Source organism: Prochlorococcus marinus XMU1404 (genome assembly GCF_017696175.1).
Lineage (GTDB): Bacteria > Cyanobacteriota > Cyanobacteriia > PCC-6307 > Cyanobiaceae > Prochlorococcus_A > Prochlorococcus_A marinus_X.
Window position 1 is genome coordinate 329,481 of sequence record NZ_JAAORE010000003.1, and the last position, 13,493, is coordinate 342,973.

Below are 13,493 nucleotides of genomic sequence, written 5' to 3' on the forward strand. Positions count from 1 at the left end.
GAAAACCTTATCTAAGTTAAACCAGTGTTTTCAGAGGAATAATGAAAAAAAACTTTAGGATTGAAAAAGATAGTATGGGAACAATAGAGGTTCCCATCGAAGCTTTATGGGGTGCTCAAACACAAAGATCTATAATAAATTTTTCTATTGGAGAAGAATTAATTCCAATTGAGTTAATTTATTCACTTACCCTTATAAAAAAAGCGGCTTCAATTGCGAATTTCAATTTAGGGTTAATAGATAAAAGAAAAAAAGATTTGATTGTAGAGGCATGTACAGAAATACTTGATGGGCTTCATGATTCACAGTTCCCCTTAAAGGTTTGGCAAACAGGTAGTGGCACGCAAACAAATATGAACGTTAATGAGGTAATTTCAAATATTGCAGCATTAAAAACAAATTCAGATCTTGGTAGTCATCAACCAATTCATCCGAATGATGATGTCAATAAATCTCAGTCAACTAATGATACTTTTCCTGCTGCTATTCAAATATCTGTTGTTAATGAAATAATCAAAAATCTAATTCCAACGATTAGAGAACTTACGAAGATCCTTGATAAAAAAAGTGAAGAATGGAAAGACCTTATAAAGATAGGAAGAACCCATTTTCAAGATGCAGTGCCCCTTTCTTTTGGTCAAGAAATATCAGGATGGTCAGAACAACTTAAAGATGCTGAGAATGCAATTATTATGAGTCTGAATGAATTGTATTTCTTACCTCTAGGAGGGACTGCAGTTGGTACAGGTATTAATTGTCCAAAAGGATTTTGTGAAGAGTCTATAAAAATAATTTCGGATGATTCTAATCTAATGTTCTATAAATCAAAAAATAATTTTTCTATCATGGCCTCGCATGATCGTCTAGCTCAAGTAATGAGTCAGATAAAAATATTGGCAGGTGCATTATTTAAAATTTCAAATGATATAAAAATATTATCTTCTGGTCCAAGATCAGGAATATATGAATTAATTATCCCTCAAAATGAACCTGGAAGTTCTATCATGCCGGGCAAAGTGAATCCAACTCAATGCGAAGCCTTATCAATGGTTTGCACTCAGATAATGGGTCTTGAATATGCAGTTTCAATGGCAAATTCTAGCGGCACTTTACAGATGAATGAATATAAGCCTCTTATTGGATTTAATATTCTTACAAGTTTAAAATTACTTAAAAATGCAATAAAAAACTTCAGAATAAAATTAGTTGATGGGATGGAACCTAATCAAAAGAAAATGAAGTTAAATTTAGAAAATTCACTAATGTTAGTTACAGCCATAGTACCAAAAGTTGGTTATGAAAAAGCAGCTGAAATTGCAAACCTTGCCTTCAAAAAATCATTAAATTTAAAAGAGGCAACACTTAAATTAGGTTATTTAAACGAAGATGAATTTGATGAAGCAATGAATATTAATTCAATGATTTGAATAAAAAATTTAAGAATTATTGTCAATTCTTTTTGTTGCAGGATTAATATCTTCAGATACTTTTATAAGATCATTAGATTCAGAAACAGGAAAACGATTAATAGATTTTAATGCTAGCTTTGCTTTGCTTTTTAGTTTATTACTAACACCAATACAGTATTGCACTTGAGAAAGAACATCTATTGATCTTCTAATAATCCTCACTACATCACCTTCGTCTAATGAAGTATTAAAAACCAAATCTTTCCATTTTTTTCCCCTTGCCCACTCAGAAATAATTCCAGTCAACTCTGTTTCTAAATAGATAGGAATGTCAATATGAAACTTATTTTGTTGAGAAGCGACTAATTTTCTTAAACTATCTAATTCATTAAAAACATCTATTACCTTTAAAGAAGGCTTGAAATTACACCAAAGATTTGGCCTCCTTACATCAACGCATATAGCTTGAATAATTGCAGCTAACTCAGGAGGATCTAAATCGTCCAAATAACCACTGACTAAAACAAGACCAATCCATAATTCATTTTCACTTCTTATTGCACCAACTGTTTGTCCAACTTCTGTCAATTCCAAATCATTTAAACAACCAAAATGATTCAAAATTTTAATCAAATCGGTAAAAGTTCTCCAGTTATGATTTTCTTTATCCTCAAGAAGTTTTTTTCTCATATTTATTTCTTGTTCAAAATCAACAATTCTTTTTCTATATTTCTTTAATTTCCTTGGGTCCCCAAATCTATGGGCGGGATGATCAGTGACTGTTTCTTCTAAATTATTAATTTGTTGCTCTTGTGCCAAAACTTCCTTTGTCAGATCATATTGTGGAGTTTGTAAATCATTTTTTTTAGAAATTTGTAAAATTCGATCCGCGAAACACTGCGACATATCATCTCCCCTAACTACCTCTCCAGAAAAATACATCTTTGGTGCTTCAAGTCCTAAGACATCAACTGCATCCAAATCATTAAAAATACTTACTATGTATGAGGGTTTTATGAGAATAAATAAATTATCAATTGTCAAACACAATAAACTCTTAATTTTTTGGGATTCATATATTTTCTTACAAATTAATCCTGGAACAATTTTTCTTTTAATTTGAGGAGCTTTGATTGAAATTAAGCTTCCATCTTTAATATATGGGAGTGCATTAGTGATCTCTTCTGATAATTTTTCTGCTGCTTGTTTTTCTAAAATTTTCAAGAGTCTTCTCTCTTCTTTAAGACGATTTTTTAACTTTTCGTAGGCATCAAAATCTTTCCATGAAACATCAGATGTAATTTTTTTTAAGTCAATTAAATCCCTTTCTAAATTTTCAAGAATTATATTCTCATCTGAGGATTGACCTGAATATAAAAAACTACCAAAACTTCTTTTAATTAATTCTTTAGACTTTTCTAAAGTATAACTTTGTAAAAGATTAAGTACCATTCCATAGCTTGGAGTAAATTGACTCTCTAAAGAATTTGGTTTGCTAATAGCCAGTGCACTTGCTTCTTTGGCACCTTCAAATCTTGTTTGTAATGTAACAACATATCCTTGGGTATCTTTTCCTCTTCTTCCAGCTCTTCCTGACATTTGCAAAAATTCACTGCTAAATAATAATCTATGCCCATCTTCTGTCCTTTTTGATAAAGAAGAAATAACAGTTGTTCTTGCGGGCATATTAATTCCTGCAGCAAGAGTTTCAGTTGCAAAAACAACTTTTATCAAACCTTGCTGAAATAATTCCTCAACCAATTCTTTCCAGGCAGGCAATAATCCAGCATGATGTGATGCAATACCTCGTTTTAATGCCTCACATTGAGATTTATCTTTAATTGCCTCTTGATTATTTTTAAGATAAACATCTAATTTTTGGGATATCATATTTGCTTCTGAATAACTAACTAAAGTTAAGTCTTTTATATTCTCAATAGCCTTGTCACAGCCTCTTCTACTAAAAATAAAGTAAATAGCTGGCAACATATTTCGTTCAGCTAGTTTCGAGATCACAAAGCCAATTGAGGGAGACTTTGGTTGCATTATCCTGCCAACTTTTCCTCTCCTTTTCTGCCCTTTAGGAGCTCTCCAAATCTTACAGTTTGGATGAATTCCATTAGCCTTATTATTTAAAAGTGGATGAAGGCCTTTAACACTACAAAAAATAAAATCAAGTGGGACTGGTCTCTTATCACTATTAATTAGTACTGTTGGTCCATGAACTTTTTCTATCCAAGTTTGTAGTTGATCTGCATTAGCTATTGTTGCTGATAAAGCTATTATTTGAGTTCTAGTAGGGCAATGGATTATAGTTTCCTCCCAAACTGTGCCTCTTTGGGGGTCATTCATGTAATGACATTCATCAAGAATTACAGATTCTAAATTTTCTAAGGGATCATCAAATTCGTCAAATTCACCATAAAGCATGTTCCTAAAAATCTCAGTAGTCATGACTAAGATTGGTGCTTCTCTATTGATACTTATATCTCCGGTTAAAAGACCAACTTTATTCTCACCATATTGATTAGCAAAATCTCTAAACTTTTGGTTTGATAGGGCCTTTAAAGGTGTTGTATAAAAAACTCTGCTGTCATGAGTTAAGCCTCTATATATAGCAAATTCACCTATCAATGTTTTACCTGAACCTGTTGGTGCAGTTAAAACAACAGAATTTCCGCTATTAATAGCTCTTATTGCCTCTAATTGGAAATCATCTAGCGGAAAGGGGAAATATTCCTCTAAATTAAGCAATAATTGTGATTGAAGAGAGGATGAGTTAACTTCTTAATATATGATCTATATAGATATTAAATAAACAAAAAATACCTTGCAAACTTTAATAGTAAATCTAAATCTTTTTAATTAAATCCACTATATTTTATTTTGCCAAAATGAAAAAAATAAAAATTCCAAAAAATAGAATCCGCAAATTAAAAACATTTTCTTTAGGTAAAAAACCATTCGAACTTCTAAGTTTAAATTCGCATAATAAAAAACTCATAGACTTATGCAGCAATGACTATTTTGGATTAAGTAGGGACAAGGATTTAATAAAAGCTGCTTACGAAATAAGCCTTTTAGAGGGTTTGGGTTCAGGAAGCTCTAGGTTTATTACGGGTTCAAGACCAATACATAAATTATTAGAGAAAGAACTTGCAGAGTGGCTTGATAAACAAAAAGTACTACTTTTCCCAAGTGGATTTCAAGCAAACATAGCCGCTATCCAGGCTTTAGCAAACAGAAAAAGTATCGTAATAACAGATAAATTGATCCATAACTCTTTATTAGTGGGAGTCAAAGCTGCTCAAGCAAAACTGGTTCGATTTTCACATAATAATCTAAAAGATTTAGAAGATAAAATTATTAAATCTGACCCTAAAAAAAATTCCATTTTAGTTGTTGTTGAATCTCTTTATAGCATGGAGGGTTCAATTGCTCCGCTAAGAGAAATAACAGAAATTTGCAAAAAAAATAGTGTTCAATTATTAGTTGACGAAGCTCATGCAATTGGGATAATGGGCCCTGAAGGCAGGGGTTTAAGTTTTAATTGCCGTTCGGATATAACTATGATTACTGGAACTTTTGGAAAAGCATTTGGCAGTGGTGGGGCTTTCATCGCTTCAAATTCAGAAGTTGGTGAATATATTATCCAAACAAGTGATGCATTTAGATACACAACCGCGCTTGCTCCATCTTTAGCTGCTGGGGCACTAGAAGGATTGAAAAAAATTTTAGAAAATAAAGAATGGGGTAGTGAATTGTTATCTTCTGCCAAAGTATGGAAAGATGAAATTATTAAAAATTTTATTTTTCCAGTTCAAGGAGATTCTCAAATTTTATCAATTATTGTTGGCCAAGAAGAGAAGGCAATTTATTTACAAAAATATCTTGAAGAAAATGGGTTTTTAGCAATTGCCATAAGACCTCCAACTGTTCCAGTGGGGCAATCTAGAATCAGAATAACAATAAGAAGAAACTTAGATTTTAATCTGCTACAAAATTTCATTGCAGTATTAAAAGAGTTTAAATGAAACAAATTATTACTCAACATGGTTGGGGGCTAAATAAACATTTCTGGTATGATCATAAAGTTGATTTTTTAAAGAATAATTGGCATTGGCAAGATAATGAAAGAGGATATTTTTCGACAGATAATTATCAAGCAACATGGATTAAAAGCGACTCTAAAAAAGAAATCAGAATGACTTTATGCCATTCATATGGTTTTCATTTAATGCAAAAAACCATTTTAAAAGAAGCTACTCATATTGTTCTTATCAACTCTTTTAATAATTTTCTTCCTGTAAGTAATAAGAGAAACTTTATTTTGAGGTCTCTCAAAAGAATGGAAGCAAAAATCATAAAAGATGAATCAAAGGATATGTTGAAAGAATTTATACATAGATCATTCATGCCAAATGATATAAATGATAGTTTTAAAAATATCTTTCTTAAGAATTTAGAAAGTTTAAATAAAAATCTTCTTTTAAATGATTTACAACAACTTTACATCAATAGAGATTTGCCAATTTTTTTAAAAAAAGATTGCAAAATTATTTTTATAAAATCAGAAAATGACTTGATTCTTGATAACGAATCAAATAATAACTTTTTAGATTTCTTGAATAGGACAATTGATAGGAAGCCAATTTTAATCACATTACCTCAACAAGGTCATTGCTTAACTAATTTAAATTTATACGAGATTTTACTTGGAACATTTAAAGATTGAAATGGATAATAAAAAGTGGAATGAGAAAATAAAAAATAATTTCAATGATGCTGCATCTCGATATTTAGAATATTCAAATATTCAGAAGTTTTTTGCAGGAAAGATTGTTCACCTTATCAAAGAATTTAATCCCCAAAAAAAAGGTGAATGGATTGATCTAGGATCAGGTCCAGGGCTATTAGCTGATCAAATAGAAAAAGTTTTTTCTTCCCAAAAAGTATCCAGAATTGATTTCAGCAAAAAAATGCTTCTTGAGAATAAATTATCTAGTAAAAAAATTTTATGGGATTTGAATAATTATTTACCTCATGAAATCAATAACTGTTCTCTAATAACATCAAACTTTTGCATACATTGGTTAAACAACCCAGAAAAGATAATAAAAAATTGGTTCAGTAAATTAATGCCTGGAGGTTTTCTAATTATTTCATATCCAACAAAAGATTGTTTCCCTGAATGGAAAGATACTTGTAGAAAAATTGATATTGAATATAGTGGTCTTAATTTCCTTGGCTCAAAAGAATTATTAAAAGATTTCAGATCAACTGAAATACATTATTCAGAAAAGTTTAATTATCTTGAAAATTTTGAAGATGTATATAAGCTTTTTAGAAGCATTAAAAATGTAGGGGCACAGTCAACAAACTATAAACGCAAAACAGTGAAAGAGTTAAAAGAAATTCAAAAGTTTTGGCCAAAGAATTACAATAATACAGTGAACCTTTCATGGCAAATTGAGATTCAAATCATAAAGAAATTATGAGAAGTCAGGATAGTATTTTCAAATTTATAATTTGTGGAACAGATACTGATATTGGAAAAACTTTAATAAGCTCTTTTTTCGTTAAAGGCTTAAATTCCTTTTATTGGAAGCCTATTCAAAGTGGTATTGAATCGCAAACCGATAGTCAAACTGTTAAGGAGCTTGCACAAGTTAGTAAAGAGAAAATAGTTAAAGAAGCTTATGTCTTTACAAAACCTCTATCTCCTCATTGGGCCGCTGAAATAGATCAAAAAACTATTAACTTTGAAATGTTGAGATTGCCAAAAGTAAAAGGATCACTAATTGTAGAAACTGCAGGCGGATTAATGGTTCCAATAACACGCAATTTTTTGCAAATAGATCAAATAAAACAATGGGATCTTCCCGTAATACTTGTATGTAAGAGCTCACTTGGTACTCTTAACCATACCCTGTTAAGTATTGAGGCCTTAAAACGAAGAAATATTGAGATTTTAGGTTTAGTAGTCAACGGCGAAAAACACATGGATAATCCAAAAACTCTTGTTGATTTTAGTGGTATTCCGTTAATCACTGAATTTCCTTACATCAAAAAAATGGACTCAAAGAATTTAGATATACTATGGAAAGAACTTGACATTAAAAATAAGTTGATCTCACTCATAAATTCAAAAATAAGTTAAATGAAATCTTTGGATTCAAAAGCTCCAAATCAAGATTGGCACCCAAATATTTGGCCACCTTTTACACAAATCAATACAAGCAAACCACAAATAGAAGTAACTCATGGTAAAGATGCCCTTCTATTCACTAAGGATCCTAAAAAAGAACTTATAGACGGAATAAGTAGTTGGTGGGTAACTCTTCATGGTCATAGTAACGAATATATTGCGGATGCCATTTTCGATCAAGCAAAAAACCTTGAGCAAGTTATCTTTGCGGATTTCTTACATCCTCAGGCAAAAAAATTAGCAGAAAGGCTTAGTAAATTAACTAAACTAGAAAGACTATTCTTTTCTGATAACGGCTCTACTGCAGTGGAAGTAGCCTTAAAAATTGCCTTCCAATCATGGCAAAATAGAGGTGAGACAAGATCTCAAATAGTGGCTTTTGATGGTGCATATCATGGTGATACATTCGGAGCAATGGCTTTAGGTGAGAGAAATATTTTTAATGAGAATTTCGATGATCTTATGTTCCCAGTTAGGAGAGTCCCATGGCCATCAACTTGGATGAATGATGAAACAGTAGAAAACAAAGAAAAAGAGGCAATTCAAAATTTAGAAACTCTACTTAAAACTCCCACAGTAGCAGTTATCCTTGAGCCTCTTGTTCAAGGAGCAGGAGGGATGAATATGGTTAGGCCACAGTTTATTAAAAAAGTTTATGAAACTATAAAAAATAATAATTCTTTATTAATTGCCGATGAAGTATTGACTGGGTTTGGAAGATGTGGAAGCCTTTTTGCGTTTCAAAAAGCAAAAATCATTCCTGATTTAATAAGTATTTCAAAAGGCTTAACTGGTGGATTTTTACCGATGGGAATTACTTTATGTAAAGAAAACATTTTTCAATCCTTTATTGATGATTCTCCAAGAAAAACTTTTTGGCATGGACATAGTTTTACTGCAAATCCTTTAGGTTGTGCTGCGGCAAACGCTAGTCTTGATTTATTAGAAAAAGAACCTCAAAAATACCTTTCGCTCGAAAAAAAACATTTATCTTATTTAATTCAATTTAAAAATTTACCATACATAAAAAAAATTAGAGTCTCTGGTACAATTGCAGCCTTCGATTTAGAAATTGGGAAGAAAAAAGGTTATTTCAATAATATTGGGAAAGAAATAAAGAGTCGAGCGATGGAGCAAGGTTTATTTATAAGACCCCTCGGGAACGTTATTTACCTCTTGCCACCCCTTTGTATAACCGATGATCAATTAGAAAAAAGTTACTGGATAATCAGGCAAATCTTAGACAATCTGTAGATAACAAATTTAAGGTCCTTGAAGTATTGCATTTTCTACATCTTCTCTATTAATACAATACGAAAATAGCCTTTTAGTTTCTTGTCCTCCAATTTCCCAGTTAACACTCAAATCTTCTTGTTCAAAAATAATAGTGGCATTCCAATTTGATAGTAAGAGATACCATTTAGATGGATTATTACTATCCTTCACAGCACCTAAATCAGTTAGCCACAATTCCAATGATTGCAGTGAATGTTGGTTAATAGGTTTTTTAGAGTGATTCACAAACTTTTTAAAATAATTATTTTATTAACCAAAGGGGTATTGTATCTAATTCTTTACCAGTAAAAGACGCAATAAAAATTGAACAAATCAAACTAATAGAAATGATCATTATTAAGAGGAATAACGAAAACAATTCTCCATTTGAAAAAGGTCTTCTATTCCCTATTAAATTTTGATTATTAGAATCGATTAATAAATTATTGAAAACGTTAACATTATTTTTTCTTCTAGATTTTTCCTTTAGTTTATCATCATATATTTTCCTCAAATTACTATTATTTAAATTTTCATAAGCTTCTAAAACTTCTTGGAATTTACTTTTAGCAACGTCTATTTCTAATGAAGTTGTATCAGGATGCAACTCTATGGAGAGTCTACAAAATGCCTTTCTTAATTCATGATTTGATGCATTTTCATTTACACCTAAAATTTTGTAATAGGAAGTTTCCCCTTTCAAAATAATCTTTTATTAATATTGTAATTCTAATAAATTTTTTCTAAATAGAATGTTTTTAATGGTGAATTTAAAATTGATATTTATAACGAAATGAAAAAACAAAACATTCCAGAAGAAATCTTTTCCTTAATAAATGAACGAGAAATAAATATGTTTCAAGAGTTACAAATTAAAATTAGAGAATTAAATAATAAAACTAATCTAACGAGATTAATTAATGGCGATGATTATTGGATTTCACAAGTTTTTGACAGCATTTGGCCATTTAAAACTTTCCCTAATATTAATTATGATAATAAAAAATTTTTAGATATTGGATCTGGATGTGGCTTTCCTGGTTTAGCTTATGCCATAACTCATCCTAGTTCAGAGATATACCTTATTGATTCTTCAAAAAAGAAAACAGATGCATTAAAAATCTTAATTAAAAAGATCAATTTCAAAAACAATATTCATGTAATCAATAATCGAATTGAAAACATAGCTCATCAATCTTCATTTAGAAATAGTTTCAATATAGCCACCACTAGAGCGGTGAGTAATCCATCAACAGTTTCAGAATATATACTGCCAATGCTAAACAAAGAGGGGTTGGGAGTTTTATATTGTGGCAAATGGGCTGATGAAGAAAGTAAAAATCTAAATAAAACTTTAGAAATTTTAGAAGGAAAATTTAAAGAGAAAAAGAAAATTTTGTTACCAAGAAATAAGGGTACCCGAAATGTTATTCTTATTGAACCAAAAAATTTTTGCCCTGAAATTTACCCAAGAAAAGTTGGCAAACCTGAAAAAAATCCATTATAAAATTATTTCTCTGATAGTCTTTTAGCAACCCTATCTCCAAACTTTTCTTTTAAAATTCTTAATTTATTTATAACTTTTTTTGGATTTATATGGGCTTCTAAAACTTTTAATAATTGGTCTTCAGATACATCCACATCTAATAAGTTAGCGTTACATCCTGGGAACCAATGACTTCCATTACCAAGCAATTGATATCTAGCTTTTGCAAATCCCTCCAAGTCTAACCACTCTACTAAATTTGAGAGCCAAAGCAGAACAGGAATATTAATATTTCCTGGAGTATATTCCCAACTCGGTAAATTTCTATTCCAATTGTGATACCAATCTAAACCTAAAGAATTAACTGATTCCTGCTTTAATTTGTTTATTATCTTTGGAATATACTTATCAGATTCTGACAACAACGAGACAGCTTCTAAATGAAGATCAAAATCTGCCTCTTTTGCAATACCCACACTAAGAGTATGGACATTTTTATTTCTTAAGCAAAAAAGATCATTAAAAACTATAGGATGAAGTGGACTACAAAGTTCCAACATTTTGTTTGAAGGAGTATGCAGATGTCCCCCTTTATCAGTGGGACTTATTATGAAAACACCAAGATCATACTTATTTGCCAAATTTATAACCTTTGTATTTTCTTGATTGATGAAATACCAGTGCAAATTTACATAATCAAATAAGTTTGTTGATATGGCTTTCTCAATAAGTGAAGATTTTCCATGGGTCGAAAATCCAATAGATCCAAGTAATTTTTTTTTTTGCAAACTCCTTAAAATATCTATACAGCCTCCATCTTTAACAGTCTGATGTAAATGTTCAGCTGTATTAATGCCATGTATTGCTAGCAAATCAATTCTTTTAACTCTTAATTTATCAATACTTGTCATAACTTCTCTTTCAAAAATTTTTGGATCGCTATTTGGAGGTATTTTTGTTTGAATAATGTTTGGGATTTTTTTAGTATTTTGAAAACCCATTCCTAATTGAACCTCAGATGTTCCATAGTATTTGGCAGTTTCTACGTGACTTAAGCCATATTTATTTGCCAGATTTAATATGTTTTCTACTTTATTTTGTTCTTCATATGATATCTCCGAAAAATCTAATTGATCCCAACTTTTTTGAAATCTCATCCCACCCAAAGATAAAATAGGAATGTTTAAATTTGTTCGACCAAATCTCCGATATTGCATCTTTTTGAAATTAGTGCTTATTCATTCTTGGTGGTTTTCCAAATGATTGAAACATGTCCCTATCTAGGCTATTCTCCAAGTCATCCAATTCTTCAAACTTGACCCAGTGAATACAATCAACAGGGCAAGTATCTATAGCTTCTTCTATAAGATCGATACTATCTCCATCTTGTCTAATAGCTCTACTTCTACCATGAAATTCATCAACTATGAAAGTGTTCGAAGCAACGTGTACACAATATTTACAACCAATACATTTTGCCTCATCAACCCATACGGCTTTCTCTGCTAATTGTCCACCTAATACAGGCTCAAAGCCTGTTATTTCGATATTCTCTTCAAAATTATTAAATGGATCTATAGAATCCATATTGTGCTATCAGCTATCCCACTTGGTTAAAACCAACTCAATAGAACCATCATTTTTGTTTTTTTGTTCCACAATTTGGTATCCATCATCTATTGTTTTTGAAATAATTGTTTCGTAAGCATACATTTGAGTAACTTTAGAAATGAATCTTTCAACTGGGATCTCGAATTTCCATAAATCTAAGTCAGTAACTAATTCATAAGCATTTGAATTTTTGTCCCATTTAAACCCAACTTTTGTATTACAAGGTAAATTCATGCTTATATCAACTGGTGTAAATTGGCCTCTATAGCCTTTTACTAACTTTTCTTCTTGATTAATAGGATAACCCAGATTAGTTAAAGCCTTGATTAAGGGTTCGGCTTCTTTAAGCTGGGTTTTTATAGTACTAAAATGTGACATTAGATTCGTTGTTTTGTTGGTTTAAGTTTTCATTTTGATTAGAGATGAAAGCATCAGATGTTTTATTCTTAACTATTACTTTACCGAGAGCATCTTCGAGATTTTTAGTAACTTCATTGCATGAATTACCAGTAAATCCCTCAACAGTCTCTTCAACTCTTCCATCTTGATGAATTTTGAATCTCAATGTTTTTTGAGGCATTAAATTCAAGTACTGAGTACTTTTACTTTATATAGAATAACGAAAATATTTTGTTTCAGTTGGTACAAGTTAATTAATTTTAATTTTTATATTGAATATCTGATAAATTAATTATCTCGGTTGTGAGAGATTTAAGAAAATTAAAAAATTTAGTTATAAAAACCTTGCATCCCCATTGAATCCAAAGCTGTTTTTGCTTCTTCCATAACCGAAGGTTCTTTATCAAAAAGGGCTATCTTAGTACATTCATCAACAAAACTTTCTTGAAATGTATTGTTTAATTTTTCGTACAACCTACATAATGACCAAATGCAATTACTTCTAACACCTGATTCATTATCTATCCTTAAACTTATTAAAAGCTGTTCTGCAGCTAATTGAGCGTTTTCATAAGAAACATTTCCAATTTCAGCTAAAGAACTTGACGACCATAACCTTACTGCAGCAACATCATTCTTCAATGCATTTATTAGCGGCTTTAAAACAATTTGATTATCATAATTAGCCAAACTCCATGCAGTCGCTCTTCTAACATAAGCGTTGTCGTCAGTCTCTAAAAGACTGACAAGTTTCTGGACTGCGCTAGGGAATGGATTACGACCTAAAGCGTATACCGCGCTCATTCTCTCTACAGGACAAGGTTGATCAAGTAAAGGTAACAAAAAAGTAAAAGATCTTTGATCTCTATATTCACAAAATATTCTTAAGCCCTGTATTCTTTCTTCTCTATTACCTCTTAGCATTTTCAAAGCTTCATTACACTCTTGAGCGATATTTAAACCTTTTGAAAAAGAATCTTCATCAATCTGCTCTAATGGATCTACTTCAATTTCTAAAGCCAATTCTTGGGCTAAAATATCCGGATCAACAGCGATTTCAGCTAAGCCTTCTTTATTAGGATCTTTATTTTTTGTCATTTTCAAA

15 protein-coding genes are annotated in these 13,493 nt (G+C 30.8%); 7 read left to right on the forward strand and 8 right to left on the reverse strand.

The window, feature by feature from the left end:
• Positions 1–41 precede the first annotated feature (41 nt).
• Positions 42–1,427, forward strand: a complete 1,386-nt coding sequence (locus HA144_RS08170) for a class II fumarate hydratase (protein WP_209043565.1) — start codon at positions 42–44, stop codon at positions 1,425–1,427.
• A 9-nt stretch (positions 1,428–1,436) separates the two neighbouring features.
• On the opposite strand, the gene HA144_RS08175 is transcribed toward HA144_RS08170, so the two are convergent.
• On the reverse strand, positions 1,437–4,163 hold the full coding sequence (locus tag HA144_RS08175; protein WP_209043566.1) for a DEAD/DEAH box helicase: 2,727 nt from the start codon (positions 4,161–4,163) through the stop codon (positions 1,437–1,439).
• Between the two features lie 140 nt (positions 4,164–4,303).
• Here HA144_RS08175 and HA144_RS08180 point away from each other — a divergent pair, with 140 nt between their 5' ends.
• Genes HA144_RS08180 through bioA form a run of 5 tightly spaced genes read left to right on the forward strand, consistent with a single transcriptional unit; the run spans position 4,304 to position 8,871 of the window.
• Positions 4,304–5,443, forward strand: a complete 1,140-nt coding sequence (locus HA144_RS08180) for an aminotransferase class I/II-fold pyridoxal phosphate-dependent enzyme (protein ID WP_209043567.1) — start codon at positions 4,304–4,306, stop codon at positions 5,441–5,443.
• Positions 5,440–6,144: a hypothetical protein gene (locus tag HA144_RS08185; RefSeq protein ID WP_209043568.1), complete on the forward strand. Its 705-nt coding sequence runs from the start codon at positions 5,440–5,442 to the stop codon at positions 6,142–6,144. Before HA144_RS08180 ends, HA144_RS08185 begins: the two co-directional genes overlap by 4 nt.
• Before the next feature lies 1 nt (position 6,145).
• A complete protein-coding gene (locus tag HA144_RS08190; protein ID WP_209043569.1) occupies positions 6,146–6,907 on the forward strand; it encodes a methyltransferase domain-containing protein in 762 nt (253 codons plus the stop codon).
• Positions 6,904–7,569, forward strand: coding sequence for a dethiobiotin synthase (bioD, locus tag HA144_RS08195; RefSeq protein ID WP_209043570.1), 666 nt, complete (start codon positions 6,904–6,906; stop codon positions 7,567–7,569). The genes HA144_RS08190 and bioD overlap by 4 nt, the downstream gene beginning before the upstream one ends.
• A complete protein-coding gene (gene bioA / locus HA144_RS08200; RefSeq protein WP_209043571.1) occupies positions 7,570–8,871 on the forward strand; it encodes an adenosylmethionine--8-amino-7-oxononanoate transaminase in 1,302 nt (433 codons plus the stop codon).
• Positions 8,872–8,880: 9 nt separating this feature from the next.
• Here bioA and HA144_RS08205 read toward each other — a convergent pair whose 3' ends face one another.
• Positions 8,881–9,138 (reverse strand): DUF3143 domain-containing protein, encoded by a 258-nt coding sequence (locus HA144_RS08205; RefSeq protein WP_209043572.1) that lies wholly within the window; start codon positions 9,136–9,138, stop codon positions 8,881–8,883.
• Between the two features lie 16 nt (positions 9,139–9,154).
• Entirely contained in the window at positions 9,155–9,595 is a 441-nt protein-coding gene (locus HA144_RS08210; protein WP_209043573.1) for a J domain-containing protein, read from the reverse strand.
• Between the two features lie 90 nt (positions 9,596–9,685).
• Here HA144_RS08210 and rsmG point away from each other — a divergent pair, with 90 nt between their 5' ends.
• Positions 9,686–10,399 carry a 16S rRNA (guanine(527)-N(7))-methyltransferase RsmG gene (gene rsmG, locus HA144_RS08215; RefSeq protein WP_209043574.1) on the forward strand — a complete coding sequence of 238 codons (714 nt, stop codon included), beginning with the start codon at positions 9,686–9,688 and terminating at the stop codon, positions 10,397–10,399.
• A gap of 2 nt (positions 10,400–10,401) precedes the next feature.
• On the opposite strand, the gene HA144_RS08220 is transcribed toward rsmG, so the two are convergent.
• From HA144_RS08220 to HA144_RS08240, 5 genes are all read right to left on the reverse strand, one after another.
• On the reverse strand, positions 10,402–11,595 hold the full coding sequence (locus HA144_RS08220; protein ID WP_209043575.1) for an aldo/keto reductase: 1,194 nt from the start codon (positions 11,593–11,595) through the stop codon (positions 10,402–10,404).
• Between the two features lie 10 nt (positions 11,596–11,605).
• Positions 11,606–11,965: a ferredoxin gene (locus tag HA144_RS08225; RefSeq protein WP_209043576.1), complete on the reverse strand. Its 360-nt coding sequence runs from the start codon at positions 11,963–11,965 to the stop codon at positions 11,606–11,608.
• A 9-nt stretch (positions 11,966–11,974) separates the two neighbouring features.
• Positions 11,975–12,367: a DUF1257 domain-containing protein gene (locus HA144_RS08230; protein ID WP_209043577.1), complete on the reverse strand. Its 393-nt coding sequence runs from the start codon at positions 12,365–12,367 to the stop codon at positions 11,975–11,977.
• On the reverse strand, positions 12,354–12,569 hold the full coding sequence (locus HA144_RS08235) for a DUF2997 domain-containing protein (RefSeq protein WP_209043578.1): 216 nt from the start codon (positions 12,567–12,569) through the stop codon (positions 12,354–12,356). The genes HA144_RS08230 and HA144_RS08235 overlap by 14 nt, the downstream gene beginning before the upstream one ends.
• A gap of 149 nt (positions 12,570–12,718) precedes the next feature.
• Positions 12,719–13,486, reverse strand: coding sequence for a HEAT repeat domain-containing protein (locus tag HA144_RS08240; protein ID WP_209043579.1), 768 nt, complete (start codon positions 13,484–13,486; stop codon positions 12,719–12,721).
• Between the last annotated feature and the right edge of the window lie 7 nt (positions 13,487–13,493).